A 26,845-nucleotide genomic window follows, 5' to 3' on the forward strand; every position below is an offset into this window, starting at 1 on the left:
GGTGATCGATGTCCACGACGCGACTCGCGATCGAGGAAACCCAGGATTCAGCTCAACGGCATCGGAATGTCGCCCGGCGCACCTACGTCGTAACCGCCCGCACCGCGGATCTCGTAATGGCCGTCGCGGTACACCGCCGGATCCGCGCGGCCGTCCCCGTCGTACTGCGCGGACACCGGCGTACCGGAGGCGCCGAACTTCACGGCCGCCTGGCCTTCGATGGTGAACTGCTGGATGACCGGGTTCCAGGTCGCGGCGTCGACGGTGCCGTTGCCGTCGTAGTCGGCGGGCGCGGCGAGCTGGCCGGGCGCGCCGACCTTGAACTCGCGCAACGCGTAGATCGCCCACAGTCCGGTCGACGGGCGCCAGATGGCCGCCTCGGCGCGGCCGTCGCCGGTGTAGTCGGCCGGCACGGGCACGTCGCCGGGCACCCCGAGCTGCAGCTCGCCGATGCCCTTGATGTACCAGACACCGGTCGCCGGACGGAAAACCGCCAGCTCAGCCGCGCCGTCGCCGTCGAAGTCGGCGGGGGCCGGAACGTCGCCAGGAAGACCCCACTGGACGGTCCTGCGGCCCTCGCCGGTGAGCAGCATGCTCCAGTTGCCGGTCGTCGGCGACCAGGTCGCGACGTCGTCCTTGCCGTCGCCGTTGTAGTCCGCGGCGACCGGGATCTCGTTGGGCCCGCTGGTGAAGATCGGCTCGGGGACGCCCTGGAGGCGGACGGTGCCGTCGGTGGGCCGGTACGCGGCCAGCAGCGTCCGCACGATCTCGGGTTTGACCAGGTCGCCGAGGATCGCGCCGGCGCGGTCGCGGATCCAGGGCAGCGCGGCGAGGCCCTTCGCGCCGGGGCACTCGGTCGGGTTGGTCTGCTGGTGCGGGAAGACGCGGGGCACCGTCACGGTCGTGCCGGCCGGGTAGCGCGACGTCGACCCGCCGCCGGTGAGGCTGACGGTGCCGCGCGGATCGATCGCCTGGTGCAGTGAAAGTTTCCACGCGGTGTACTGCGCGGCGGCCTCCTGGACCGGCTGCGGCACGCTCACGTACCGGTAGTCGCCGATCATCGCGATGCCCGCGGTGCCCGTGTTGAACCCGCCGGCCTGGGCGCCGACGACGGGGCGGGACAGCCCGCCGGAGCGGCCCTCCCAGAGCCTGCCGAAGCGGTCGACCAGCACGTTGTAACCGATGTCGCCCCAGCCGCGGCTGACCGTCTGGTACTGGTAGATCGACCGGAGGATCTTCGGCACCTCCTCCGGGCTGTAGTCGTTGCCGGTGGCGGTATGGTGCAGAGCGACGGCCTTCACGTAGGCGGCGTACTGCGGGCGCCAGTCCATCAGCTGCTCGTTGGCGCCCCAGGCGGCGCGGCGCAGGATGGCGGGCATGAACGGGCGCAGCCCGACCGGCTGACTCTCCGTGACCGGGGCGGCGGGGGCCGGCGCGATGTCGCCGGGCGCGTCGGTGGGGTCGATGAGGTCGGCGGCGATGTCGTGCGGCGTCGCCCCGCCGGTCGTGGTCACCGCCAGCTGCACGCCGTCCGCCTTGCCGGTCCAGACGAGGTCCGCGCCGCCGCGCTGGCCGGGGCGCGGGGCGTCGGGCGTGACGTCGCGGTCGGCCTCGGCGGTGCCGACGGTCCGCCAGGCGCTCCAGGCGCCGCCGGGGGTGCGGTGCCGGACGGCGACGCTGACGTCGCCGATCTTTCCGGTCTCGCGCCAGGTGACGCCGACGGCGCTGAAGGGGGCCACGCCCTCGCGGGTGACGGTGAGTGTCCGCGCCTTCACGCCGCGCCGGTACCGCTCGCCGAGGCCCGCCGGCGCACCGGCCTGCGCGGCGACGCCGTCGGCCGGCTTCTCGAAGCTGCCCAGCGGGATGCGCGTGACGTTGGGCGTGACGCCGGTGGGGCCGGGCTGCTTGGCGACGGGGTTGGCCCACTGGATCGGCGCGGCGAGGTCAGGGGCCGGCGGCAGGAACGGGATGCGCGGGTCGGCGGTGGCACCGCCGGTGCTGAGCAGTGCGCTGGCGACGCCGCCCACGGCGACGAGCTTGAGCCGCCGGTATCGTCGCATTGCCCATACCCCCATCGCACACCACCTAGCTAGACCCGATTGGAGATGCTATGGGAGGATTTTCCGGACATATGGTGAATACAGTTCCTTCACTCTTTGCGGCAATTGTCGGAAGAGACCCGTCACTTCCGCTACTGACGTTCTACGACGACGCCACCGGCGAACGGGCCGAGCTGTCCGGCGCGACGCTCGGCAACTGGGTCTCGAAGACCGCGAACCTGCTGGTCGACGGCTGCGGGCTGGGCCCCGGTGACACGGCCGGCGTCTGGCTGCCGCCGCACTGGCAGACCGCCGCGGTGCTGCTCGGCGCCTGGTCCGCCGGGGTCACCGTCGCGTACGGCGAGCCGACCGCGGCCGGCATCGACGTCGAGTTCGCGTCGGCGCAGGCGGTCGAGGCGGGCGTGCCGGCGGGCCCGCCGGACCGGTTCGTCCTCGGGCTGGCGCCGATGGGCATGCCGATGCGCACCCCGCCGGCCGGCTGGGCCGACTACGTGACCTCGGCCCGCCAGCACGGCGACCACTTCCCCGGCGCGCCCGTCGCCGCGGACACCGGCGCGCTCGTCGAGACCGACGGCTCGCTCGACGGGCACGGCCCGCTCCTGGACCGCGCCCGGGCCCGCGCCGCCGAGCTGGGCATCTCGGGCGGCCGGGTGCTCATCGACGCCGACGCGTACCCGTACCCCCTCGACTGGCTGCTGGCGCCGCTCGCCGCCGGGGCGAGCGTGGTGCTCAGCGTGCGCACCGACCTGTCGAAGCTGCCCGCGCGGGGCACCTCCGAGCAGGTCGACCACACCGTCGGCCCTACTGTCTAGCCGCCCGGACCGCCTCGAAGTACCGCAGCGACTCCGGGTTCGCCAGGGCGCCCTTCGCGGCGGCCTGATCGACGGGCGTGCCGGTGAGGATCCGCTTCACCGGCACCTCCAGCTTCTTGCCCGACAGCGTCCGCGGCACCGCCTCCACCGCGAACACCTGGTCGGGCACGTGCCGCGGGGACAGGGCCGTGCGCAGCTCCCGCGCGATCGTGGCGCGCAGCGCGTCGTCGAGGGTCACGCCGGGCCGCAGCACGACGAACAGCAGCAGCTCCCCCGCCCCGCCCTCGGGGTCCTCCAGGTGCACGACGACCGAGTCGGTCACGTCGTCGAGGCCCTCGACGACCGAGTAGAACTCACTGGTGCCGAGCCGGACGCCGCCACGGTTGAGGGTGGCGTCGGAGCGGCCGGTGATCACGCAGGCGCCGCCCTCGTCGATGGTGATCCAGTCGCCGTGCCGCCACACGCCCGGGTACGTGCCGAAGTAGGCATCGGCATAGCGGGACCCGTCGGTGTCGCCCCAGAAGCCGACCGGCATGCTCGGCATCGGCGCGGTGATCACGAGCTCGCCGAGCTCACCGATGACCGGGGTGCCGTCGGCGGCGTAGGCCTCGACCCGCGCGCCGAGGGCCCGGCAGGCGATCTCGCCCGCGTGGACGGGCAGCAGCGGCACGCCGCCCACGAACGCCGTGCACACGTCGGTGCCGCCGGACGCCGAGGCCAGCAGGACGTCGGCGGAGACCGCGTCGTACACCCACTCGAAACCCTCGGGTGGCAGCGGCGCGCCGGTCGAGCCCACGCCGCGCAGCGCCGACAGGTCGGCCTGCTCCTTCGGGACGAGGCCGGCCTTGCGGCACGACAGCAGGAACGGCGCGGACGTGCCGAAGTACGTGGTGCCGGACTCGGCCGCGACCCGCCACAGCCAGCCGAGGTCGGGGTGCGCGGGGTTGCCGTCGACGAGGACGATCGCGGCGCCGACCGCCGGGCCGGAGACCAGGTAGTTCCACATCATCCAGCCGGTCGTGGTGAACCAGAAGAACCGGTCGCCGGGGCCGAGGTCGTGGTGCAGCGCGAGCATCTTGAGGTGCTCGAGGAGGATGCCGCCGTGGCCGTGCACGATCGGCTTCGGCAGGCCCGTGGTGCCGGAGGAGTACAGCACGTAGAGCGGGTGGCTGAACGGTACCGGCGCGAACTCCAACGCGTCGGACGTCTCGTCCCAGACCGGATCGCCGCCACGGAGATACGGGATCTCGATGAACGCCTCGACCGACGGCAGCGCCTCGCGGATCGCCGCCACCTCGGCGCTGCGGTCGACGGCCTTGTCGCCGTAGCGGTAGCCGTCCACGGCGACGAGGACCTTCGGCTCGATCTGCTGCCACCGGTCGACGACCGAGCGGGTGCCGAACTCGGGCGCGCAGCTGGAGAAGATGGCGCCGAGGCCGGCGGTGGCGAGCATGAGGACGAACGTCTCGGGGATGTTCGGCGCGTACACCGCGACCCGGTCGCCCTGCGTGACGCCGAGCCGCCGCAGCGTCGCCTGCGCCCGGCGGACCTGCTCGCGCAGCTGCGCGGCGGTCAGCGTGACCGGCTCGCGGGTCTGCGAGTAGGCGAGCACGACCGGCTCGTCGTCGGCGACGCCGGGCATCCGCAGCACGTGCTCGGCGTAGTTGAGGCGGGCGCCGGGGAACCAGTCGGCGCCGGGCATCCGCGCGTCGGGCAGCGCCGCGGTGGCCGGCTCGTGCGTGATGACCTCGAAGTGCTCCCAGATCGCCTGCCAGAACTCGGCCGGGTGGTCGACCGACCACTGCCACAGTTGCCCGTAGTCGTCGAACTCCAGGCCCCGCTCGCTCGACAGCCATCGCAGGAAGGCACCGATACGGGTGCGTTCGCGGACGTCTGCAGGGGGTCGCCACAGTTCCTTCGCCATCCGACCATCTTCCTGTACGCCCGAACGATCGCTCAGTGTGGGCCGCCGACATCCGCACCCGGGTTTCCGTGTGGCGGCCGCGGGTAATCGATGCGGGTATGACGCTCTCGTTGCCGCACCACCACCGCCCGCAGTGGGTCGGCCTCGCCGGATTCGGTGCCGCCGCGGCGGCCGCCGCCCTGATCGGCGGGCTGGGCGTCGCCGGGACCGCCAGTGAGTACGACTCGCTGAGCCAGCCGTCGTGGGCGCCCCCGTCATGGCTGTTCGGACCGGTCTGGACCGTCCTGTACTGCTGCATCGCGGTGTCCGGCTGGCTGGTGTGGCGGCGCTCCGGATGGACCGCCGCCCTCACCGTCTTCGCAGCTCAGCTGGCCCTCAACGCGATCTGGACGCCGCTGTTCTTCGGCGCCGGCCAGCGCGGACTGGCGCTGGCCGACATCGTCGCGCTGTGGGTGCTGATCGGCGTGAACATCGCCATGTTCTGGCGGCGGTCGCGCCTCGCGGCCGGGCTGCTGGTGCCCTACTGGGCGTGGGTCACGTTCGCCACCGCGCTCAACGCTTCGGTGTGGTGGATGAACCGCTAGCCCCGGGCTTCTCCTGCGTGAGGTCCCGGGTGGCGCCCGGCACCGGCCGCGGCTGTGTGGCAAAGTCCACGAACTCGAAGTTCCCGGCGGTCACCTTCAGGTCCGCGCCCGTCCAGGCGCCGCCGGCGAACCGGCCCGTCGCCGCGTCGACCAGCAGGCAGTCGGCCTTCTGCGCGTCCGCCATGCAGATCACGTCGTACTGCCGGCCGCCGATGCTCGCCGTGGTGGCCACGACCGCCAGGTCCGCGAGCGCCTGGTAGAGCGCGGCCCGCTGCTGCGCGTCGAGCAGCGGCTCGACGTAGTGGAACACCTCGTGCAGGTACTTGAAGATCATGCCGTCGGCGTTGCGGCCCGGATACGCCTCCGCGGCCCACGCCCGCCACGCCGCCGACAGCTCGTGCGCCTTGCCCGCGCCCGCGGGGAACGCGGCGACATAGGCGCCGTTCATGTTGTCCAGCCCCGGTGGCTGGCTCGCGCCGGCCGCCGCCTCGGCGATCTCGGCCTCGCTCAGGCTGTGGTCGATGTTCTTGGGCCCGTCGTCGGAGCGACGGATGCGCAGCGCCACGCCGGTCCCGGGGTCCTGCCAAACCTCGTGGATGTAGCTGCCCGTGCCGTCGATCAGGTTGTACGTCTTCACGTACAGCACCTGACCGGCGCCGATCGGCAGCGGTCCGCCGCGCTGCTGCCCGGCGATCCTGGTCAGCGCCGCGACCGCGGCGGCGTGGTCACCGCCGGCCTTCCCCGCGACCGGCGGGCGCATCGGCGCCTTCGTGCCGTGCGTGACCGGCAGGTCCGCCCCCGCCGGCTGGGTCTGCGCCGGCGCGCTCTGTCCGGGTGTCTGAGCCTGCTCCTGTCGCGGCTGCTTCGTCGGTACCGCGGCCGCGGCGCCGACCACGACGGCCACCGCCACGGCCGCCCCGGCCGTCGCCAGGATCCAGGTCCGGCGAGGCGCCGCCCGCTCCGGGACGGCGGCGCCGGCCAGCTTCCAGCGCCCCTCGGCCAGGGCGCCCTCGCGGGGCTCGTCGAGGTCGGCGCGGAACTCGCGCACGGCGGCCAGATCGTCAGTGTTCATCGGTCCTCGTCCTCCAACGCCTTGCGCATCTTGGTGCGGGCCCGGTGCAGCGCCGACTGGACCGTGCCGACCGGCAGGTCCAGCGCCTCGGCGATCTCCGCGTAGGACAGTTCGGCCACGGCGAACAGCAGCAGGACGTCGCGCTGCCGCCGGGGCAGCTTCGCCAGCACCCGGGCGACCTTCCGCGACCGGCGCTGCGCGTCGGTGCGCTCCTCCGCCCGGGTCGCGTGGCTCTCCTGCACGGGATCGACCCCCGTCCTCGCGAGGGCGCGGTAGCCGCGCACCTCGTCGCGGCGGTGCCGGTTGAGCACGTTCGTGGCGATGCCGAACAGCCACGGCAGCGGTGGCTGGTCCTGCGCGAAGGTGTGGCGGCGTTCGTACGCGATGAGGAACGTCTGCGCGACGACGTCCTCGGCCAGATCCGGACCGACCCGGCGGGCGCAGTAGCGGTACAGCGTCCGCGCGTGCCGGTCGTAGATGGCCGTGAAGCCGTCCGCGATCAAGAGGTTGCCTTCCGGGTCCACACCCCTTCTTGTCCGCACGCGCCTGTCATGTTCCCGCTACTTCTGTTCTTCCTGGCGGTGCCGCTGGATCGCCTCCCGGCGCGACAGGCGGTGCTCGCGGCGGATCTCGGCCTCGCGCCACCGGCCCTCGTTCTCGGGCGAATCGGGCACGACCGGCGGCACCGCCCGGGGCTTGCCGTCGGCGTCGACCGCGACGAACACCAGGTATGCGGTCGCCACCACGACCGGCTCGGCGACCTCGTCCCACCGCTGCGCGACCAGCCGCACGCCGATCTCCATGGACGTCGTCCCGGTCCAGTTGACCTGTGCGTACGCGTGCACGAGGTCCCCGACCCGCAGCGGCTCCAGGAACAGGATCTCGTCGATCGACGCCGTCACCGCCGTGCCGCCCGAGTGCCGCGCCGCCGCCGCGCCCGCCACGTCGTCGACGAACTTCATGATCACACCGCCGTGGACCGTGCCGTAGAGATTGACGTCGACTGCGGTCATGATCCGACTCAGCGTTACCCGTGAATACGCGGTCGGTCGGCCAGTGTGCTCCTGCATTCCCCAGACGGTACGGTGCGAACCATGCGACACGTGGGAAGCCTGATCGCGGGGATGTTGATCGCCCCGATCGCGTGGCTGCTGATCGCCCTCGGCCAGCAGAAATCCACTGAAACGGTGACGAAGTGGGTGGAGCGCGGCGCCTTCGACAGCGTCGACCTCATCGTGCCCGCCGCCTACCTCCTGGGCGCCGGCCTGATCCTGGGCCTCATCGCCACTCTGCGCATCTCCCCCGTCGGCCCGATCGTCGCCGGCCTGGCGCTGCTCGGCACCTACGTGAGCCTCTTCATCGACCCGCTCGGCGCCCTGGACGGCCTGCCCGCCGACTACAAGCTCGCCGGCCTGACGATCAACCTGCAGCTGCCCATCCTCAACGGCACGACCGCCGTCCTGGGCATGGCCCTGCTGGTCGCCGCCGCGAGCGTCAAGCGCTGGCGCGCGTGGCCCTTGACCGCCCCGGTCGTCGTCACCGGCGGCGAGCCCCTCGACCCGCACGAGTTCCCCCTGGGCCACGGCCCGACCGCGGCGCACCCCGGCTCCCGCACCACCGAGTTCCCGTCCGCCGCCGCCGGCGCCACGTCGGTGCTGCCGCCGTATGGCGCGGCTGCCTCCTCCGGTGGCGGCAGCGGCTCTGGTACGCCGAACTCCGGCGCCACCTCCGTCCTGCCCACCTTTGGGGCCGCCCCGGCCGGCTCGCCGGGCCTGCCTTCCGACGCGACGCAGCCCGTGCCGCCGGTGGGCCGCCCCGCCGCCGGCCACCCGCCCGTGTCGCACTTCGCCGCTCCGGTGTCCGGCGCTGGGTCGTACCCGCCTCCGGTGACCTCCGCGCCCCCGGTTTCTTCCGCCCCGCCGTCCTCCGCCCCGCCGTCCTCCGCCCCGCCGGCGTCTGGTCCGCCCGCGTCTGCTCCGCCGGCGCTTTCGAAGCCGGCCGCGCCTGGGTTCGGTGCGCAGGCCGCCGCGCCGGCTCCCGGGTTCGCCGCGCAGCCCCCCGCCGGTGGGCACCCCGGCCAGCAGGGCGGCCCGGCCCCGGTCTCGGCGCCCGGCAGCAGCACCGGCCCGTCGTGGCTCACCCCGGACTCGATCGCCGCCCAGCCTTCTTCTCCCCAGCCGTCCTCCACCCCGCCGGCCCCCGCGCAGCCTTACTCGGCGCCGCCGGCCCCTGGACAGCCGTCCTCCGCCCCGCCGGCCGCTGGGCAGCCCTACTCGGCACCCCTGGCCCCTGGGCAGCCGTATCCCGCGCAGCCCTTCTCTGCCCCGCCGACCTCCGGCCAGCCCCACTCGGCGCCGCCGGCCGCTGGGCAGTCGTATCCCGCGCAGCCTTCCTCTGCCCCGCCGACCTCCGGGCAGCCCTACTCGGCACCCCTGGCCCCTGGGCAGCCGTACGCGGCCCCGCTCGCCGGCCAGCCCCCGCTGACGCAGCCCTCCACCGCAGCGCCGGTCGCGCAGCCGCCGGCCGCCGCTCCCGGCACCGGGACCCCGGGTGGGCAGGCCGCGCCGGCCACCCCGCCCGGCCCGTTCCCGCCGTCGCTCGGTGGCCGGGGTGGACCGCCGGCTCCGGCCGCCCCGCAGGGGTCGACGCCGCCCGGACCGTTCCCGCCCGGGGGCGCACCTGCCCCGGGGTCCGCGACCCAGTTCCGCCCGGCCGCCGGCCAGGGTGCGCAGACGCCGCCGTTCGCTCAGCCGGGCGCGCCCCGTCCTGCCTCGGCGCCTCCCGCGCCCCAGTTCGGCCAGCCCGCATCCGCCCCGCCGGCGCCGTTCGCACCTCCCACGTCCGGCCCCGCGTCCGCACCGCCCGCACCCGCCCCGCCGGCGCCGTTCGCGCCTCCTGCGTCCGGCCCCGCGTCCGCACCGCCCGCACCCGGCCATGCCTCCGCACCACCGGCCCAGTTCGGCCAGCCGACCGGCCCCGCGCCCACCCAACCCGCACAGTTCGGGCAGCCTGCGTCCGCACCGCCCACCCACTCCGGGCAGCCCTCCGCCGGCCCCGCGTCCGCACCACCCGCACCACCCGCGCCGTTCGCGCCACCGGCCGCTGGTCCCGCCTCGGCACCGCCCGCACAGTTCGGGCAGCCCCCCGCCGGCCCCGCATCCGCGCCGCCCACGGCGCAGTTCGGGCACACCGCCGGGCCCGCGACGGCACCGCCTGCGGCCGGGCCGGCATCCGCACCACCCGCACCACCCGCGCCGTTCGCACCGCCGGCCGCTGGTCCCGCCTCGGCACCGCCCGCACAGTTCGGGCAGCCCTCCGCCGGGCCCGCCTCCGCGCCACCCGCGCCGTTCGCACCGCAGGCACCGTTCGCGCCGCCGGCTTCGGGGCCCGCCTCGGCTCCGCCCGCGTCAGGTTCGCCGGCCGCGCCGCAGGCTTCGCCGTTCGGGCAGGCAGGGTCTGGTCCCGCGGCGGCGCCGCAGTTCTCCGCACCCGCGTCCGCACCGTCCGCGCCACAGTTCGCGCAGCCCGCGGCCGGGTCCCCCGCCGCACCGCAGTTCTCCGGGCCGGCGTCCGCGCCTCCTGCGGCCGGGCCTGCTGCCGCACCGCCTGCGCCGCAGTTCGGGCACACCGCAGCCGGACCCGCGTCAGCACCGCCGTCGGCCGGTCCCGCCTCGGCAGGTCCCGCCTCGGCAGGTCCCGGCTCGGCAGGTCCCGCCTCGGCGCCGCCCGCGGCAGGGCCCGCATCCGCACCACCGGCCACGCAGTTCGGGCACACCGCCGGTCCCCCCTCGGCGCCACCAGCGGCCGGGCCGGCATCCGCGCCGCCCGCGGCTGGGGGCACGCCTTGGGCCGGTGCGCCCGGCGGGCTGGCGGAGGGCGACGACGAGTTGCCGACCCGGCCGTTGGGCGTGCCTGTCACGCCGCACGAGGGTGGGGGGCCGCTGCGTCCTGCGTCCGAGTCGGTGGCGCCCTCGCCGGAGGTGCCGCAGACCAGGTACGGGCGGCCCAGCGCGAGCGAGCCGGCCACCGAGCCGTTCGGCGTCACGCAGCAGACGCCGGCCGCCGGCAGTGGTGGGGCGTTGCCGTCGCGGGCGGCGCGGCCCGACGTGGTGCGGGAGACGTCGATCCTGGCTGGTCCGTCGTTCGACGGGTTCAGCGCCGGGCGGCGGGGCGTCCGCGAGGAGGAGACCGAAGCGCTCCACCCCAACCGCCCGTCCCGGCCGCGGCACGCCGCGCTGAGCGAGACCGGTGAGCACCCGACCGTCGGCGGAAGCGCCGACGAGGGCGCGACGACCCGGTTCATGCCGATGCGGGCCACCGACCCCGTCCAGGAGCCGGCGACCGGGACGGACGCGGACCCGGACCAGCAGGCGACGACCCGCATCGGACCCGTCGACCCGGACGTGACCACCAGGCTCGGCGCGCCGAGTGCGGCGGAGCAGGCGGAGCGGCGGGCGGCGTTCGCGCGCGGCGAGGCGGAGCGGCGGGCCAACGCGCAGGCCGAGCTCGAACGGCTCACCGCCGAGCGGGCCGCCTCCGCCGAGCACGGCGACGACGAGCCGCCGACGTCACCGTGGGCCGCACCACCCCGCAACCGCACCTGAACAGGCCACACCTGACCAGGCCACACCTGACCAGGCCACACCTGACCAGGCCGCTCCAGAGCAGCAGGCGCACCGGAGCAGGCAGCACGTGAACAGCAGGCGCACCGAGGGCCGTCACCTTTCGAGGGGGCGGCCCTCGGTCGTAATTCGGTGGCGGTGCCGGGACGAGATGAGCGACGATGCATCCGTGTGATTCGCCGGACGTGCTGACCGCCTGACCTGGACCCCGCGCAGGGGACGGGCCGGGTGACGTTCCCGTCCGCTCACACTCCCGCTGCGAGGCCACCTTGCTACGCGCTGTTTCTTTGTCCAAGCATTACGACGCCGAGCTGCTGTTCGAAGGCGTCGACTTCACCCTGAACGCCGGTGACCGGCTCGGGCTCGTCGGGCCCAACGGCGCCGGCAAGACCACGCTGCTGCGGTTGTTGACCGGGGCCGAGAAGCCGACGAGCGGGCACGTCAGCCTCGCACCGCGGCGCCGCATCGGGTATTTCGCCCAGCAGGTCCCGGATCCGGATATTTCCGTTCTCTCCTTCCTGAGCGACGGCGAAGCCGACCGCCTCGCGCGCCGGATGCGGACGCTCGAGGCACGCATGGCGGACGACGCCGCGGTCCTCGAGGAGTACGGGCAGGTCCAGGAGCGCTGGCTGGCCCTGGAGGGCTGGTCGGCACCGCAGCGCCGGGCCGAGGTGCGCGAGCGGCTCGACATCGCGCACCTGCCCGACGACCTGCCGGTCGGCAAGGTCAGCGGCGGCGAGCAGGCCCGGCTGATGCTCGCCCGCGTCCTGCTCGCGACGCCTGACGTGCTGATTCTCGACGAGCCGACGAACCATCTCGACGCCGCCGGCACCGCGTGGCTCGGCGGGTTCCTCGCGGCGTTCCGCGGCGCGGTCCTGGTCGTCACGCACGACCGGGCGTTCCTCGACCGCACGGTGACCCGGATCGTCGAGCTCGACGGCATCCACACCACCCCGCAGTGGTACGAGGGCGGCTACACCGACTACCGCGCCGAGAAGACCCGCCGCTGGCAGAAGCTCCTGCTCGACCACGAGGCGCAGGAGAAGTTCCGCCGCCGGCTCGAGGCCGACATCGCGAGCACCAAGGACCAGGCCCGCGGCGTCGAGGAGTCGGTACGGTCGGGGCTCGGGTCCGACAAGATCCGCCGGTACGCGAAGAAGGTCGCCAAGAAGGCCAAGGCCCGCGAACGCCGCCTGACCCGGCAACTGACCTCCGCGCGCTGGATCGCCGAGCCGGCCACCCGCCCACCGCTCACCCTCGCGTTCCCCACGCCCGCAGTAGCCGCGGAGTCCGTGGTGAGCGCCCGCGGGCTCACGGTCAAGCTCGGCGCGCGGCGCGTCCTGGACGACGTCTCGCTCGACATCCACGGCCGCGTCCTCGTCACCGGCCCCAACGGCGCCGGCAAGACCACGCTGCTGCGCGCCCTGTCCGGCCGGCTCCCCACCGACGCGGGCACGGTCACCACCGCAGCCGACGTCGCCGTCCTCCCCCAGACCCATGATGACCTGCGCCGCGACGACCGCACGGTGCTGGGATTCTTCCGTTCGAGGGTGCCGGTGTACGTCGATGAGGCCGAATCCCTCCTCGAGGCCCACCTCTTCGGCCCGGACGAGTGGGACCGCCGCCTGCGCGACCTCAGCGCCGGTGAGCTGCGCCGGCTGCTCCTCGCCGTCATCGTCAACACCGGCGCACAGGTCCTCTTCCTCGACGAACCCACCAACTACCTCGACTTCGAGGCCATCGACGTCGTCGAGGAGGCGTTGCGCGCCTACCAGGGCACCCTGGTCATGATCACCCATGACGAGTACTTCGCCCGCAACGTCGGCTTCGACCACCGCTGGCACGTCACCGACGGCCACGTCCGCGCCGCATAGGCGCGGCCGGCCGATCGGCTGCCGCACCGGCGGCGCGCCTGGTCCCGGACCCCGACCAGGTGAAGGAGCGGCGGGTCAGGACCGGCACCGCGGCGACGACCATGATGAGACAGGCGGCGGCGAGCACGGCGGCCAGGCGTTGGTGGGCGCCGGTCCAGTCGGGCCCGTCGATGCTGACGAAGAACGCCGCCCACCGCGGGGCGAACGCCAGCGCGGCGAGGGCGACGAGAACGGCGGGGGCCGCGGCGGGGCTGGCCACGCCGCGCGGCGCCAGCCGCCAGGCGAGGACGGCGGCGGCCGGGCCGAGTGCGCCGATGGCCGCCGCCTCCAGGGTCAGGGCCCGCAGCGGAAGAAGGTCACCGGTGCCGTCCTGGGCGCCGGCGAGCGTGACGGCGAGCGCCGCCGCCCACCACGCGGCCAGGACCGCGCTGCCGATGGCCGTGCGGATCGCGACCCCGTGCCAGGCGGGAGCCGGCGCGGTGGCGGTGGTGGGCTTGGCGGGGTCGTCGTAGAGGAACGCCAGACCGACGGCGGCACAGGCGGTGGCCAGGCGCAGCAGTGCGGCCAGGTTGTCGGCCGTGAGGGTCACCGTCATCGCCGCGGGAACGCTGACGATCGCGAGACCGGCCACCATCGCGCCGAGCACCGGGCCCCAGCGGATCGTCCGGAGGGTCGGCCGGACAAGTGCGAGCCACCTCATGCCGGACCCGCCACTCGCCCCACGACCACACCACCGCGGGAAGCCCCAACCGCACCACCGCAGGGAGCCGCGACCACACCACCGCGGCAAGCCGCAACCGCACCACCACGGGATGCCGCAACCGCGCCACCGCAGGGAGCCGCAACCACACCACCGCGGGAAGTGGCGACCGCACCGCCGCAGGGAGTGGCGGCCGCACCAGCGCGGGGAGTGCGGACGATCGGATCGACTCGGTGGCGGCCGGTGGCCGGAGGGCGGCGCGGCACGGCGGCGGTCAGGCGGTGCATACGGTGCGCTCCTTCTCGGGTGGCTCCGGGGCGATCGGCACGCCCATGAGCGCGGCGAAGCGGTCCGCCGGGGTGGCGGGGTCGGTCAGCTCGGTCCAGTGCGCGGTGACCAGGGCGCCGACCTCGGCTGGGGGCCGCCGCAGGGCGCTGAGGCCCGGCGCGGCGTCGCGGTCGGGGACGACCATGCCCATGAAGGTCGTGTCGTCCATGAAGGCGAGCCCGCCGGAGCTGGCGGCGTCCAGCTTCCGCAGCCCTCGGGCGGTCGCGGGGGTCGCCTGGCCGACGAGCCACACGAGCAGCGCGCCGCGGGCGCCGCAGACCATGGTGGAGGGGGCGAACGCGCTGCCGGTCATGAGGCGGTGCGCGGCGGCGGCGGCGAAGACGGCCTCGGAGTTGTCGTCGCCCCAGCGGGTGCCGACCGGGATCACCGCCGGGGTGCCGGCGGCCGCCGCGGCTCGCTCCCAGGCGGTGTTGCGGCCGGCCTCGTCGGCGGAGCTGCTGGTGGAGCCGCCGGTCGGGTAGCCGTGGGCCCAGACGCGCTGGCGGACGGCGAGGGGTGGACCGGTGACGGCGGGGACGGCGCGGCGGACGCCCTGCAGCACCGCCTCCCAGCCGGGGATCCAGGTCGTGAAGCCGGCGAAGGCGCAGTACGTGACGTCGCCGCGGCGGTGGCAGGCCTGCTGGGCGGCGGGGTCGTCGGTGGCGGTGACGGCGGCGCGGCGCAGTGCGTCGTCGGTGTGGAACTGGGCGGCGCCGGCACCGGCGGCGACGAGCGTGACGAGCACCGCGGCCACGGTCACCGGGCGGCCGCGGGCGCCGGAGCGGAACAGGGCGGCGACGGCGACGAGACCGGCGAGGCCCGCCACGTACCCGAGGTGCCGCAGCGACGGCCGGTCGACCAGGTCGGTCGGCAGGGCGAAGGGCAGGTCGCCGAACATGACCGGCTGGAGCAGGCGCAGGGCCGCGTTGCCCTTGGCGGCGGCGACCAGGACGGTGAACGCGGCCACGGCGAAGGCGAACATCGCCAGGGGCGCCACGACGGCGGAGCGGATCAGCTTGGCGAGCAGCACGCCGGTGGCGGCGAGGAGGGCGATGAGGACCGGGATCAGGGCGAGCTCGGCCGGGTCGGGGCGGCCGGCGGCGCCGGGCAGCAGGGCGAGGGCGCCGATCCGCGCGGCGGCCAGCAGGGTGACGCCGGCCGCGTAGGGCAGCGGGGCGAGCAGGAACGCCGCGGTGCGCCACGGGTCGGGCAGGACGAGCACCGAGTAGAGGGCGTCGGTGCGGTGGCGGTGGGCGCGCAGCGCGTTGAGGTTGGCGACGACGAGGGCGCCGCCGCCGAGGATGAACAGCCCCGACAGCTGCAGGCCGACGACCTTGTCGTGGAGCACCGGATAGCGGTCGGTGGAGCCGGTGACGAGGTCGTACACCCACGGGGACACGAACAGCAGCACGGCGACGAGGGTCAGCGGGTGCCGGGCGAAGCGGACCGCCTCGACCCTGGCCAGGGCCAGCATCGCCCGGCGCCACGGCACCCGCACCGCGTCCTCGACGGGAGCGAGCACGGCCGTCATGACGCACCGCCGACGTCGACGAGCATGAGGTAGCCGTCCTCGATCGTGGGTGGGAGCAGCTCGGCGCCGGGCGGCGGGTCGCCGACGTGGCGGTGCAGGCCGGTGCCGGTGCGCCAGGAGGCGAGGGCGCCGGGCTCGCGGGTGGCGCTGGTCCACACCCGGCCGTCGGCGAGGGCGGCGAGCGCGGCGGGTGTGCCGGAGAAGCGGACGGTGCCACGGTCGATGACGACGACCTCGCGGCACAGGGACATGACGTCCTCGGTCTGGTGCGTCGACAGCAGCACGGCCCGGTCCTCGCCGAGGTCGGCGAAGAGCTCGCGGAAGCGCATCCGCTGCTGCGGGTCGAGCCCGACGGTCGGCTCGTCGAGGATGAGCAGGTCGGGGTCGCCGACGAGGGCGGCGGCGAGCGCGACCCGCTGGCGCATGCCGCCGGACAGCGCCTTGATGCGGGTGCGGCGCTGGTCGTCGAGGCCGACGGCGGCGAGGACCCGGCGGACCTCGGCGTGGCGGTCGCCGCGGTGGGTCAGCTCCTTGAGGATCGCGACGTAGTCGACGAACTCGAACGCGGTGAAGCCCGGGTGGAAGCCGGGGTCCTGGGGCAGATACCCGAGGCGGCGCCGCACGGCGAGCCGCCCCGGCCCGGTGAGCGGGTCGTGCCCGAGGACGCGCAGCGAGCCGGCGTCGGGGGCGAGCGCGGTGGCGACGATCCGCAGGAGGGTGGTCTTGCCGGCGCCGTTGGGGCCGAGCAGCCCGGTGACGCCGGTGCCGAGGGTGAGCGTGACGCCGTCGAGGGCGGTCTTGCGCCCGTACCGCAGGGTCAGGCCTTCGGCCCGCACGGCGCCGGCGGTGCCGTCGGGGTGGCGCGGTCTGGCCGCGTCGATGCTCATCGGAGCCTCCTGAAGTCGGTGTCGAAGGTCGCCGCCCGCCGGGCGAGGAGCCCGACGGCGAGGGCGACGGCGAGTGCGGTGCCGGCCTGGCCGGCGGCGGTGAAGAGGACGCCCGCCGCGGCGGCGACGAGGCCGCCCCAGCCGACGCCGGCGACGACGGCCGCGGCGACCGTGCCGAGGCGCGGGGCGAGCAGGAGCGTGAGCACCGTCAGCGCGAGCGACGGCAGGAACCAGCCGGCCGCGCCGGGGCCGGCGCCGGGCACCGCCAGGCTCGCGAGGGCGCACAGCACGGTGGTGACGGAGACGACGGCGGCGCAGCGCAGCAGGAGCAGCCGGAAGGACTGCATCGGCGCGACGAGGGCCACCTCATACGTGGGGTCGATGCCGGGCCCGAACGACACGGCCACGCCGAGCAGCGGCAGCAGCGGCGCGCCGGCGAGGAACACGAGCGGGTCGGCGAGCCGGGCGATCGTGGCCGTCATCGCCAGGGTCAGGGTGATCGCGACGAGCCACGACAGCCGCAGCGCCGGGGTCGCGGCGAGCAGTCTGGCGGTGTGGTCGGGCACGCGGAGCAGCAGCAGGAGCCGCTCGACCGGACCGGGCACGGGCGCGTCGAGGGAGGCGTCGAGGCGGGCCCAGCCGTCGTCGACGAGCCGCGGATCCGCGGCGGCGGTGAGCCGCGAACGGCACGACGCGCAGGCGCCGAGGTGCGCCTCCACCGACCAGAGCAGCGGCCCGGCGAGCCCGCCGCCGGCATACGCCCGCACGTCGGAGTCCTGAAGATGCCAGACATCGGAACGACTCATGCCGCCACCCCCGCTGCGCTCCAAAGCCCGCTCATGCCAGCTCCTGCCGTAGTTGCCGGCGGGCCCGCATCGCCCGCGTCTTGACCGTGCCGGGCGGGATGCCGAGCAGCACCGCGGCCTCGGCGGTGGTGAGCCCGTCCAGGACCGTGGCCTGGACGACGGCGCGCAGCTCCGGGGAGAGCCGGGACAGGGCACCGGCGAGGTCGCCGTGCTCGACGCCCCGCAGCACCTGCTCCTCGGCCGAAGGCTCCGAGGGCTCCTCGCCGCCGCGGAACCGGGCGAGGAGCCGGCCCAGCCGATGCCGGGCGCTGGTGCGGCGCAGCGCGTCGACCAGGCGGCGCGAGCCGATCCGCCACAGCCAGCCGGCGATGTCGCCCTGCTCGCGATAGCGGGCGGCGCCGCCGTGCCACAGCTCGAGGAACGTCTCCTGGACGACGTCGTCGATCAAGGTCTCGTCTGCACACCGGTACCGCAGCCGCAACGTCAACCAGACGGCGTGCCGCCGATAGAACTCCTCGAACGCCGCCCTGTCCCCGGCGGCGGCCAAGGCGAGCAGATCGGCGTCAGACTGAACCCTCACACCTCATCATCGGATCGACCCCGCCGACCGGTTCACGACGACGGGAGAAAACTACGGAGCGGCGTTGAGCAGATCCACCGCGCTGTGCTGGCAGCTGTGGTTGGAGGCGACCCGCGGCCCGGCCCAGTGACTGCCGTAAGCGTCCAACGTGTCCCGATCGTTCGCATAGGCGCTGTCCGCGTTGCGCTGCAGATAGGCGTTGTAGGCCCCGCCGGCGGCCGAGTTCAGCACGCCCAGGCCGCGCACGGCGGCGCCCTTGAACGAGACCCCGTCCCCGGAGCAGGTGTTGCTCTCGTTCGGCTCGCGCAGGATGCCGCCCGGCGACAGATAGGTGCTCGCGACCAGCGCGTCCCCGATCCGCCGCGCCGTGGCCAGGGCGGCGGCGTCCCCCGTGAGGCGGTTGAGCTGCACCAACGCGTTCATCAGCACGCCCTGGTTGTAGGTCCACGTGACGGACCCGTTGTTGCGGCAGGTGCTGAGGCTGATCCCGTCGTTGACGAGGTTCGACCCGTTGAGCATCCCGGTACTCTGGAACCACGTCCAGCCCGCCTGGGCCCGCCCGCGGTAGACCGTGTCTCCGGGGATACGCAGCGACAGCGCCGCGTTGAGCTGGATGTAGAGGCTGTTCTCGATGGCGTTCTTGACCAGCCGGTCCGTCTTCCACCAGACCCCGCCGCCGCAGCGGGTGTCCCAGTAGGCGTACATGTGGTCGGCGCCGGCCCGGGCGGTGTTCAGGTAGCGGCTGTCGCCGGTCGCGTCGTAGGCGGCCACCCACGCCAGGGCCCACCAGCCCGTGTCGTCGAGGTACTCGTTGCGGAACTGGCCGAGCTTGGCGTTGACCTGCTTGTCGTAGGTGTTGGCGATGGCGTACCGGTAGCTGCCCATCCCCGACCGGCGACTGTTGTCGATGACGGCCGTGAGCGCGTTCGCCGAGGTCCACCAGTCGTTGTTGCCGAACAACCCCGTCGGGAGGTTGTACTGCATCATGAGGGCGGTGGCGGCCGCGGTACGCCGGTCCCACGCGTTCCAGGTGCTGCGGGTCCACGCCGTGCAGGTCAGTTCGGGCCGGTCGCCGGCCTTGCCGCAGGCACGCAGCGCGCCGACCCCGTTCGCCGCCCAGTTGTCGACGTTGAACTGCGCGGTCCGCCGCGCGGTGGCGCCGGCGGGCACGGTGGCGTAGCCGATGCGGCTGTCGACCCAGGTGCGGCCGCCGTCGAAGGACCGGTCCATCCAGACCTCGTCGCCGGCCTTGCCGTTGTCGAGGCTCGCCCAGGCCATCGCGTCGGTGTCGTTGAGATGCATGGTGAAGCGCCGCCCGTACAGGGTGCTGCTCACCGTCTGCCGGTCCGAGGGTGCGAGCGCGGCGTCGCGCCCGTCGCAGTAACGGTTGCAGACGACGGCGGCGGCCTCGGCGGGCGCGGGAACGGCCACCACGGCGGCAAAGACCAACGCAACAGCAACAAGCACACGCACGGCGGCCTCCGAACCTGGCAAAGGGCCCGGACCGCCATCCGGTTTTCATCGACGATCCTCCACGCATGCAGTTCTGTCAACTCTTGACACAACCGGATCACGCGGAGAGACTCGCCACAGCCGTCAATGCCCGAACCCCCCGGGAGCCCTCGCATGCGCCGGATCCTCGTGCTCGCCGCCGTCCTGGTGAGCTGCATCGCCGCGGTCGCCGCACCTGTACAGGCCGCGGTGACCACCCGGCCGGTCAAGGTCATGCCGCTCGGCGACTCGATCACCTGGGGCGAGGGCAGCCCGACCACGTCCAGCTACCGGGCACCGCTGTACAGCCGCCTCGTCGCCAACGCGGGCTACAACATCGACTTCGTCGGCTCGCAACGGTCCGGCTCCCTGCCGGACACCGACAACGAGGGGCACTCGGGCTGGCGCATCGACCAGATCGCCGCGAGCGCCAACGGCTGGCTCGCCACCTACCAGCCCGACGTGATCCTGCTGCACATCGGCACCAACGACATGAACCAGAACTATCAGGTGGCCACGGCGCCGCAGCGGCTCGGCTCGCTCATCGACCAGATCCTCGCGGCGCGCCCCACCGCCACCGTGCTGGTCGCGAAGATCGTGCCCGCGCTCGACGCCACCATCCAGGCCCGGATCAACACGTTCAACGCCGCCGTCCCCGGCATCGTGAGCGCCCGCGGCGCGAGGGCCAGGCTGGTCGACCTGTCGACGCTCGCGGCGTCGGACCTCAACGACACGCTGCACCCCAACGACTCCGGCTACGCCAAGATGGCCGCGCGCTGGTACACGGCGCTCGAGCCGGTGCTCGGCGACGGCCGCGACTGGCCGCTGCTGCGGGCCCCGTTCGAGGCGAGCGACCCCGCGCCGACCTGGCTGGACAGCGCCGGCGCGGCCGTCGGCGTCGGCGGCTACTGCTGCGCCCTGACCGCGATGGAGTCCTCCCCGCGCGCCGAGCTGGCCCGCAGCGGCAGCGCCGCGCTGATGTACTCCGGTGCCGACAACTCCGCCACCCAGTCCTACTCCTACCAGCGGATCTTCGCCACGGACCTGCCGGTCGGCGCGGCCACGACGCTGTCCTACTGGATCCACCCGCAGCAGGCCACCGGCACGTTCGTCGCGGTCGACCTGCAGTTCAGCGACGGCTCCGCGCTGCGTGACTCCGGCGCCGTCGACCAGTACGGCGTCCGCGCCCACCCGCAGTTCCAGGGCGAGGGCGGCCACCTCGTGGTCAACCAGTGGAACCTGGTGCGGGTCAGCCTCGGCGGGCTCGCCGGCCGCACGATCACCCGCGTCGACGTCGGCTTCGACCGCCCGACCGGCACCGGGCCGTTCCGCGGCTACGTCGACGACATCGCGATCACCGACGAGGGCGGCGCCTACCCGGGCGTGAACCTGGCCCGCGGCGCCACCGTCACCGGCAGCGCCGCCTGCGTCGCGGCGGAGGCCCCGGCGAAGGCCGTCGACGGCGTGATCACCGGCAACAGCAAGTGGTGCAGCGGCGCCGCCGGCGCCACCCTGCAGGCCGACCTCGGCGCCGCCAGGACCGTGCGCCGGTTCGTGGTCCGGCACGCCTCCTCCGGCGGCGAGTCGCCGGCGCTGAACACCCGCGCGTTCACCATCCAGGTGAGCACCGACGGCGCGACGTGGACGACCCCGGTGACCGTCACCGCCAACACCGACGGCGTCACCAGCCACCCGGTCGGCCCGCTGACCGCCCGCTACGTGCGCCTGGTCGTCACCACCCCGACCCAGACCACCGACCCCGCGACCCGCATCTACGAGCTGGAGGTCGAGGGCGCCTAGGCGCCGCCGTAGCCGGGGGTGGTGTCCTCCTCGTCGTCGATGACGAACGACGGGCCGAGACGGTCGGCGAGCACCCGTGGGTCGAGCGGCGCCCAGCGGGTGCCGCCGACCGAGCGCAGGTAGGCGAAGCTCATGCCCCACCAGCCCGGCTCGTACGCCACGACATCCACCCGCTCGCCGACGAACCGCAGCCGGACCTGGTCGGCGACGACCCCCGACTCGTCCTCCAGGTTCGATCCGTGGACGGTCAGCACGGCCAGCAGTCCGCCGTCGTCCTCGCGCCAGGCTCTCAGCCGGCCGGCGCGACGCATCTCGCCGCAGCCCGCCACGTGCACCGTGTAGGCGAAGTCAGGCTGGTCACACTCCAGCATCGCACTCACAAGTATCGATACTACAGCTAGCGCATCCCCCGGTAGACACCGCGGAGGCGGTCGAGGCGCTGGCGCTGCTCGTACGTCGCGCCGAGGGTGATGAGCAGCAGGCCGGTGCCACCGAAGAGCAGCAGCAGCATCCAGACGGGCAGCCCGATGCGCAGCAGCTCGTTGACGGTGGCGATGATCGTCACCGCGGAGCCGACCGCGACGGGCGCCTTCTGCTGCCGGACCGCGCCGATCGCGACGGTGATGACGCCAGCAAGGATCAGCAGGACGCGGCGCAGCTCCGGGGAGTTCTCGTTGGCGATCGCGAGCGCGAGGCTCGGCGCGAAGCCGGCGACGAGGGCCGGGCCGTAGGCGAGCCAGCTGCCCAGCTCCGGGCGGCGGCGGATCTCCAGGAGGCCGGTGATGAGCGCGAGCACCGCGAAGGGCAGCGTGTACGCCTCGATCAGGGCCACCTTGACCGTGATGAGCAGCAGCCAGATCGCGATCAGCTCGGCGACGGACGCGGCGATGATGAGGATGACCCGCTGCTGGCCGCTGCGCCCCTTGCGGGCCGCGGACAGGCCGAGGACCGCGCCGAGGGCGGTGAGGGCGGCCGCGGTGTGCGCGGCCGAGCCGAGGGTGAGCAGGACCGCGACGACCGCGCCGGCGTAGCCGGCCGCCTCGATCGTCATCGCCTCCCGGTTGATGCTGTTGCCCGGCCGCAGCCGCGGCAGCGCGGCACCCAGCACGAGCAGCATCGTCGCGACGATCAGCAGCGGAAACGCGCACTGCCGCAGCTGCAGGCCGGCGGCGAGCCCGGCCGCGAGGGCGAAGCCCTGCGCGGTCGACGCGGCGACGTGCCAGCCGAGCATCCGGCCGTTGGGCGTGCGCCCCCAGATGCCGGCGACCGCGCCGACGACGATCGAGCCGGCGAGCCACGTCAGCGTCTGCTGCTTCGTGGCGAGGCTGCCCGCGCCGCCCGCCCCGGCGGCGAGCACGGCGATGACGAAGACGAGCCGGCGGGCGATGATGAGCATCCGGCCGTCGGAGCTGTCGGCCTCCGGCGGGATCGTCAGGGCCAGGCCGAGCCCGGCGATCGTGGCGACCAGCAGCGCCGCCGTCGGCTGCCACGGCCACGGCGCGTGCAGCGCCCCCGGCGCGATCAGCATGGTCAGCGCGGCGCTGGGCACGACGATCGCGACGGCGCGACCGGCGACGGCCTGCCCCGAGCCGCCGAGACCGACCGCCATGAGCGCACCGGCGATGGTGAGCAGCGCGGCGGCGAGCACGTGGGTGCCGTTGCCCGCGAAACGGCCGAGCTCACCGAGGTCGGACGCGGTCTGCGCGGTGCCCGTCCAGGGGCGTTGGATCCACTTGTACGGACCGGCCAGCGCGGCGTACACCGCCGGCGCCACGAACACGACGACGATGAGCGCGGGCAGGCCGGCCGCCGCGGCGACGCCGACGGTGTACCCGCGGGGTGCCCGGACCTGCCGCCACCGGCCGGGCGTGCCGGCGTTGTCCGGGCGGAAGCCGGACATCGGCACCCACGCGACGCCCGGCTGCCAGGTGACCCGCAGCAGCTCGGCGAGGACCCCGAGCAGCGCCGCGGCGGCCGCGTAGACGACGGCGCCGTCGCGCTCGGCGATCAGCGCCGCCACGGCCGTGGTGGTCGCGCCGCCCGCGACGCCGACGGTCACGTACGGCAGGTACCCCGGCGCCTGCTGGGCCCCGGTCGCGGCGGCGGCGAGACCGACGGCGGAGGTCGCGAGCGCGGCGATGAGCACGGTGCTGGCCTGGCCCGGGTGCAGCCCGCCCGCGGCCGCGGCGGCGGCACCCGCGAAGGCGAAGAGGGCGGCGGCGACACCGCAGCCGCCGACGAACGTGAGCGGGCCGTCGGACGGGTTGCCCCGGCGGATCGCGGTGGCCCTGGCGAACCCGGCGATGGCCACGCCGCTGACCGCGAGCGCGACGAGCGTGCCCGCGGTCGCGCCGGGCCGCACGAGGCTCGCGCCGGCGGCGAACATGCCGGCGACCAGCGCGGCGCCGAGCCGCGTGTAGGCGGCGCGCCAGCCCTTCGCGGTGGCGGCCCAGGCGGCGATCCCGGTCGCGGCGATCCAGCCGATGACCATCGGGGACTGCCAGCCGAGGCCGAGGCCGACGGGGGCGCCGATGGCGGCGAGCGCGGCCGCCGAGGCGGCCGTGTCGTCGCCGTACGGCTGCGGCAGCGCGATCGCGGCCGCCCCGGCGAGCAGCAGCAGCGCGATAGGGATCTGCCACCCGTACGTCGCGAGCTGCTGGGCGTTGGCCAGCCAGCGGTCGTCGAGGACGGCGCGCCACGGCGGGTCCGCGGCCCGGATCACCCCGACCGCGCCGATGACGGCCAGGCTGCCGGCGAACAGGCCGGTGCAGACGCCGACGGTGGTGGCGCCGGCGACCGGGCCGCGGCGCCACTCGTCGGGCAGGGTCCGGGCGGCGACCGCGACCGCGAACACGAGCAGCGCGAGGGTCACCACCTCGATGCCGTCGGACGCGAGCGACACGGCCCTGGCCACGGCGCCGATCCCGGCGATCGTCACGGCGGCCGCCGCGGCGTCGGCGCCGGTGAATTCGGCGCCGAACGTCTGCCGGTCGTCCATCCGGGGCGCCATCCACAGCATCGCCACGGCGATCACCATGAGCAGGCCGATGACCAGGTCGATCGTGGTGGCGCCGTCCGCACGCAGGACCGCGATCGCGACAGCGACGGTGCCGGCGGTCGCGCCGATCAGCAGCGGCGGGCTCTGCGCGCCCCGGGCGACCTGCGTGATCGCGGCGTACCCGAGCGTCACCGCGAGCGCGAGGAAGCTCATCACCAGCACGACGGTCGCGCCGCCGGGCAGGTCGCCGAAGGCGATCGCGGCACCGGCCGCGGCGGCGCCCGGCAGCGCGAAGAGGGCACCGCCGGCGCCCGCGTCGGCCACCCTGCGGGTGACGTACTCCCCCTCGACGTCGGTGCGGTGCGGCCGGGGCAGCAGCGCGATGCCCGCGCCGGCGACGGAGATGGCGAGCAGGATCAGGGCGGTCGACGCCGGTCGGGCCAGGCCGGCCGCGGCCGCGTACAGGCCGAGGACCAGCGCGGCGCCGAGGCAGACCCACGCGGTGTGCGCCTCCCGGACCCGCATGGCGAGCGCCCCGGCGACGATCGCGCCGGCGACGGTGAGGGCGGGGATCGCCAGCCAGCTCAGGCCGAACGCGGCGGGCGCGATGAGCAGCATCAGGGTGGCGCCGACGATGGCGACGTCGGGCCGGAAGCGCTCCGGCGGCGGGACGGTGACGAAGGCGACGTCCCTGGTCCTGGTCGTCGGAGCCGCGCTGACCCGGGCAGTCGCCGGAGCCGTGCCGGCCCGGGGAGCGGCCGGCGACCCGGGTCGCGGGTCGTCCCAGACGCCGGTGCGCGGGCCGCTCTCCGCCCCGCCCAGCGGCCCCGGCCACAGCCCCGGCGGCGGGGCCGGCTGGGGGTGGACCTCGACCCGGCGGCGGAACATGGAGCCGATCCGCCCGGCGGGTCCGGCGGCCGAGCCGAGCGGCACGTCGACCGGCTCGGTGCGGCCGCTGAGCATGAGCACGCCCGCGGCGGTCAGCAGCAGCACCGCGAGGACGTACTGCCAGGCGTCGGCGCCGACGGCCGTGTCGACCTCCGCGCGGTACGCCGTGAGGTCCGCGTCCCACACCGGCCACGCCGCCCGCAGCGGCGCCGCGAGCGCCGGCAGCACGGTGACGACGAGCAGCGCGGTGGTGGCGGCGGCCGCGACGGAGACCGCGTAGCGGGGCCCCCGGCGGGCGTCGCCCGGCAGGAACGGCACCCCGGCCGCGGCGAGCGCCACCGCGAGGGCGAGGAACAGCAGCGTGGAGCCGGGGAACGCGACGGCGCCGACCCGCGCGAACGCGGCGATGACCGCGACGGTGGCGATGCCGGCCGCGATGTCGGGCAGGACGCCGCGCCGCCAGGACAGGGAGCCGGCGACGCCGATCGCGGCGGCTACGAGGGTGACGGCGGCGGCGCGGACGGTCTCGCCGAGGGCCTCGGTGGTGGCCAGGGCGGCGGCGGCGCACAGCAGGGCCGCGCCGAACGTGACCGCGAACAGCACCCAGGCCGCGTCGCGCATCAGCGCGTCGGCGAACCGGTCGGTCTGCACGGTGTGCGGCTCGTGCTGCTCGGCGTCCTCGGCCGGGCCGGTCCCGGTGCCGTCGTCACCGCTGCGCTCGGCCTCGATCTGCCGGATGCGGCGCTGGACCGACTGGCCGAGGGCGACGCCGAACGCCAGGTCGATGAGCGCCACGCCGGACAGGGCGAGGGACCAGCCGGCGGGGCCACGGATGGAGTCGTAGGCGAGCAGCGGCAGCACCGGCTGGAGCGCGATGAGGGTGGCGTACCGCGAGGCGATGAGGTGGCTCTGCATGCTGTACGCGGCGGCGATGCCGGCGGTGGCGGCGCAGACCAGGCCGGTGTACAGGCTGCCCTCGACCTTGTCCGCGCCCAGCAGCCCCTCGGAGCGCAGGACGTAGCCGTCGAGCAGGACGAGCAGCAGCGCGACCGACGCGACCGTCTCGGCGGTGGCGGTGAGGCCGCGCCGGACCAGCATCAACGGCAGGGCCAGGGCGCCGGCGGTGATCAGGGCGAGCAGCAGCACCCGGCCGGCGGTGCCGATGGTGCCGAACGCGTCGGTGGTGAGGACGATCGCGGCGCCGGCGAGGAGCAGGCCGCCGAGCGCCAGGACCGACGCCTGCATGCTGGAGGTGGTCGCCTCGGGCTCGTCGGCTGGGCCATGCGGGCCGTCGCCGCCGGGTGGGCGGCGCATCTGCGGCAGCGCCGCGAGCCGGGTCCGGGCCGGTGCCGTCCGCGTCGCGCCGACCGGTCTGCGCTCCCCGGTCTCGCCCCGGGTCTCGCCCGGTGCCAGCGGGGCCCGCGGCGAGTACACCTCCTGCCCCGGCGGCAGCGTCGGGCCCTGGACCTGCCGGGCGACCGGCGGCGTGCTCTCGATCTTCGCGCCGCCGGCCTTCGCGGCGCGCCCCAGCCGGGGGCGGCGGCCGCGGCCGGTCTGCTCCTGGTCGATGGACTGCCGGACCTTGCGGCGCAGGGAGTCGCGCTGCGCGGAGGCGTGCGCGAGCTGGCGACGCAGCTTCTGGGTGTCGTCGGTCAGGTCGCGCTTCTTCTGCTCCAGCGACGCCACGGTGCGCTGGAACAGGGCGAGCGCGGCGGCGTCGGGGTCGTGCGGGCGGCCGCAATCGCGGCAACCGGCGCCCTCACTGGCCGGGCCACCGCACGCCGGGCACGGATACGTCTCCACGCGACTCCTCCCCCCGGGCCGCAGCCGGGGGCGGCCGCGCGTGCGGCCACCCCCGGCTGTTCACGCCCTACTGGGAAGAATGCCTT

Annotated in this window: 18 protein-coding genes; 5 read left to right on the plus strand and 13 right to left on the minus strand. The window is 75.0% G+C overall.

Annotated features, from left to right (window positions below; genetic code table 11):
• Positions 1-47 precede the first annotated feature (47 nt).
• A complete protein-coding gene (locus tag AB0J72_RS30550; RefSeq protein WP_363404522.1) occupies positions 48-2,060 on the minus strand; it encodes an N-acetylmuramoyl-L-alanine amidase in 2,013 nt (670 codons plus the stop codon).
• Positions 2,061-2,131: 71 nt separating this feature from the next.
• Here AB0J72_RS30550 and AB0J72_RS30555 point away from each other — a divergent pair, with 71 nt between their 5' ends.
• Complete coding sequence (locus AB0J72_RS30555; protein ID WP_363404524.1) at positions 2,132-2,872, plus strand: TIGR03089 family protein; 741 nt, start codon at positions 2,132-2,134, stop codon at positions 2,870-2,872.
• On the opposite strand, the gene AB0J72_RS30560 is transcribed toward AB0J72_RS30555, so the two are convergent.
• Positions 2,862-4,796, minus strand: coding sequence for an acetoacetate--CoA ligase (locus tag AB0J72_RS30560; RefSeq protein WP_363404527.1), 1,935 nt, complete (start codon positions 4,794-4,796; stop codon positions 2,862-2,864). The two genes, AB0J72_RS30555 and AB0J72_RS30560, sit on opposite strands and share 11 nt — an antisense overlap.
• Before the next feature lie 98 nt (positions 4,797-4,894).
• On the opposite strand from AB0J72_RS30560, the gene AB0J72_RS30565 reads away from it, so the two are divergent.
• The gene (locus AB0J72_RS30565) at positions 4,895-5,380 is read left to right on the plus strand and encodes a TspO/MBR family protein (protein ID WP_363404529.1); all 486 of its coding nucleotides are present in this window, start codon (positions 4,895-4,897) and stop codon (positions 5,378-5,380) included.
• Here AB0J72_RS30565 and AB0J72_RS30570 read toward each other — a convergent pair.
• The 3 genes from AB0J72_RS30570 to AB0J72_RS30580 are packed head-to-tail and all read right to left on the minus strand — an operon-like array spanning position 5,349 to position 7,522.
• Positions 5,349-6,452 carry a hypothetical protein gene (locus AB0J72_RS30570; protein WP_363404531.1) on the minus strand — a complete coding sequence of 368 codons (1,104 nt, stop codon included), beginning with the start codon at positions 6,450-6,452 and terminating at the stop codon, positions 5,349-5,351. The genes AB0J72_RS30565 and AB0J72_RS30570 overlap by 32 nt on opposite strands.
• Positions 6,449-6,976 carry an RNA polymerase sigma factor gene (locus tag AB0J72_RS30575; protein WP_363404533.1) on the minus strand — a complete coding sequence of 176 codons (528 nt, stop codon included), beginning with the start codon at positions 6,974-6,976 and terminating at the stop codon, positions 6,449-6,451. Before AB0J72_RS30575 ends, AB0J72_RS30570 begins: the two co-directional genes overlap by 4 nt.
• Before the next feature lie 36 nt (positions 6,977-7,012).
• Positions 7,013-7,522 (minus strand): acyl-CoA thioesterase, encoded by a 510-nt coding sequence (locus tag AB0J72_RS30580; protein WP_344501657.1) that lies wholly within the window; start codon positions 7,520-7,522, stop codon positions 7,013-7,015.
• Positions 7,523-7,546: 24 nt separating this feature from the next.
• Here AB0J72_RS30580 and AB0J72_RS30585 point away from each other — a divergent pair, with 24 nt between their 5' ends.
• Complete coding sequence (locus tag AB0J72_RS30585; RefSeq protein WP_363404537.1) at positions 7,547-11,056, plus strand: hypothetical protein; 3,510 nt, start codon at positions 7,547-7,549, stop codon at positions 11,054-11,056.
• Positions 11,057-11,361: 305 nt separating this feature from the next.
• Positions 11,362-12,948, plus strand: a complete 1,587-nt coding sequence (locus AB0J72_RS30590) for an ABC-F family ATP-binding cassette domain-containing protein (protein WP_363404540.1) — start codon at positions 11,362-11,364, stop codon at positions 12,946-12,948.
• Here AB0J72_RS30590 and AB0J72_RS30595 read toward each other — a convergent pair.
• From AB0J72_RS30595 to AB0J72_RS30620, 6 genes are all read right to left on the minus strand, one after another.
• Positions 12,920-13,648: a hypothetical protein gene (locus tag AB0J72_RS30595; protein ID WP_363404543.1), complete on the minus strand. Its 729-nt coding sequence runs from the start codon at positions 13,646-13,648 to the stop codon at positions 12,920-12,922. The two genes, AB0J72_RS30590 and AB0J72_RS30595, sit on opposite strands and share 29 nt — an antisense overlap.
• 274 nt (positions 13,649-13,922) lie before the next feature.
• Positions 13,923-15,506, minus strand: a complete 1,584-nt coding sequence (locus AB0J72_RS30600; protein WP_363404546.1) for a hypothetical protein — start codon at positions 15,504-15,506, stop codon at positions 13,923-13,925.
• Positions 15,503-16,393, minus strand: a complete 891-nt coding sequence (locus AB0J72_RS30605; protein ID WP_363404548.1) for an ABC transporter ATP-binding protein — start codon at positions 16,391-16,393, stop codon at positions 15,503-15,505. The genes AB0J72_RS30600 and AB0J72_RS30605 overlap by 4 nt, the downstream gene beginning before the upstream one ends.
• Positions 16,390-17,199, minus strand: coding sequence for a hypothetical protein (locus AB0J72_RS30610; protein WP_363404550.1), 810 nt, complete (start codon positions 17,197-17,199; stop codon positions 16,390-16,392). The genes AB0J72_RS30605 and AB0J72_RS30610 overlap by 4 nt, the downstream gene beginning before the upstream one ends.
• Before the next feature lie 31 nt (positions 17,200-17,230).
• A complete protein-coding gene (locus tag AB0J72_RS30615; protein WP_363404552.1) occupies positions 17,231-17,779 on the minus strand; it encodes an RNA polymerase sigma factor in 549 nt (182 codons plus the stop codon).
• A gap of 51 nt (positions 17,780-17,830) precedes the next feature.
• Entirely contained in the window at positions 17,831-19,213 is a 1,383-nt protein-coding gene (locus tag AB0J72_RS30620; protein ID WP_363404554.1) for a glycoside hydrolase family 76 protein, read from the minus strand.
• A gap of 192 nt (positions 19,214-19,405) precedes the next feature.
• On the opposite strand from AB0J72_RS30620, the gene AB0J72_RS30625 reads away from it, so the two are divergent.
• A complete protein-coding gene (locus tag AB0J72_RS30625) occupies positions 19,406-21,070 on the plus strand; it encodes a GDSL-type esterase/lipase family protein (protein ID WP_363404556.1) in 1,665 nt (554 codons plus the stop codon).
• Here AB0J72_RS30625 and AB0J72_RS30630 read toward each other — a convergent pair.
• A complete protein-coding gene (locus AB0J72_RS30630) occupies positions 21,067-21,450 on the minus strand; it encodes a hypothetical protein (RefSeq protein ID WP_363404558.1) in 384 nt (127 codons plus the stop codon). The two genes, AB0J72_RS30625 and AB0J72_RS30630, sit on opposite strands and share 4 nt — an antisense overlap.
• Positions 21,451-21,467: 17 nt before the next feature.
• Positions 21,468-26,759: a hypothetical protein gene (locus AB0J72_RS30635; protein WP_363404560.1), complete on the minus strand. Its 5,292-nt coding sequence runs from the start codon at positions 26,757-26,759 to the stop codon at positions 21,468-21,470.
• Between the last annotated feature and the right edge of the window lie 86 nt (positions 26,760-26,845).

The organism is Dactylosporangium sp. NPDC049742, assembly GCF_040674675.1.
Lineage (GTDB): Bacteria > Actinomycetota > Actinomycetes > Mycobacteriales > Micromonosporaceae > Dactylosporangium > Dactylosporangium maewongense.

Coding starts and splice junctions, on each gene's coding strand:
- AB0J72_RS30560 (WP_363404527.1), bottom strand. CDS start 4,796: ATGGCGAAGGAACTGTGGCGACCCCCTGCAGACGTCCGCGAACGCACC.
- AB0J72_RS30585 (WP_363404537.1), top strand. CDS start 7,547: ATGCGACACGTGGGAAGCCTGATCGCGGGGATGTTGATCGCCCCGATC.
- AB0J72_RS30550 (WP_363404522.1), bottom strand. CDS start 2,060: ATGCGACGATACCGGCGGCTCAAGCTCGTCGCCGTGGGCGGCGTCGCC.
- AB0J72_RS30555 (WP_363404524.1), top strand. CDS start 2,132: ATGGTGAATACAGTTCCTTCACTCTTTGCGGCAATTGTCGGAAGAGAC.
- AB0J72_RS30610 (WP_363404550.1), bottom strand. CDS start 17,199: ATGAGTCGTTCCGATGTCTGGCATCTTCAGGACTCCGACGTGCGGGCG.
- AB0J72_RS30580 (WP_344501657.1), bottom strand. CDS start 7,522: ATGCAGGAGCACACTGGCCGACCGACCGCGTATTCACGGGTAACGCTG.
- AB0J72_RS30625 (WP_363404556.1), top strand. CDS start 19,406: ATGCGCCGGATCCTCGTGCTCGCCGCCGTCCTGGTGAGCTGCATCGCC.
- AB0J72_RS30600 (WP_363404546.1), bottom strand. CDS start 15,506: ATGACGGCCGTGCTCGCTCCCGTCGAGGACGCGGTGCGGGTGCCGTGG.
- AB0J72_RS30605 (WP_363404548.1), bottom strand. CDS start 16,393: ATGAGCATCGACGCGGCCAGACCGCGCCACCCCGACGGCACCGCCGGC.
- AB0J72_RS30595 (WP_363404543.1), bottom strand. CDS start 13,648: ATGAGGTGGCTCGCACTTGTCCGGCCGACCCTCCGGACGATCCGCTGG.
- AB0J72_RS30565 (WP_363404529.1), top strand. CDS start 4,895: ATGACGCTCTCGTTGCCGCACCACCACCGCCCGCAGTGGGTCGGCCTC.
- AB0J72_RS30570 (WP_363404531.1), bottom strand. CDS start 6,452: ATGAACACTGACGATCTGGCCGCCGTGCGCGAGTTCCGCGCCGACCTC.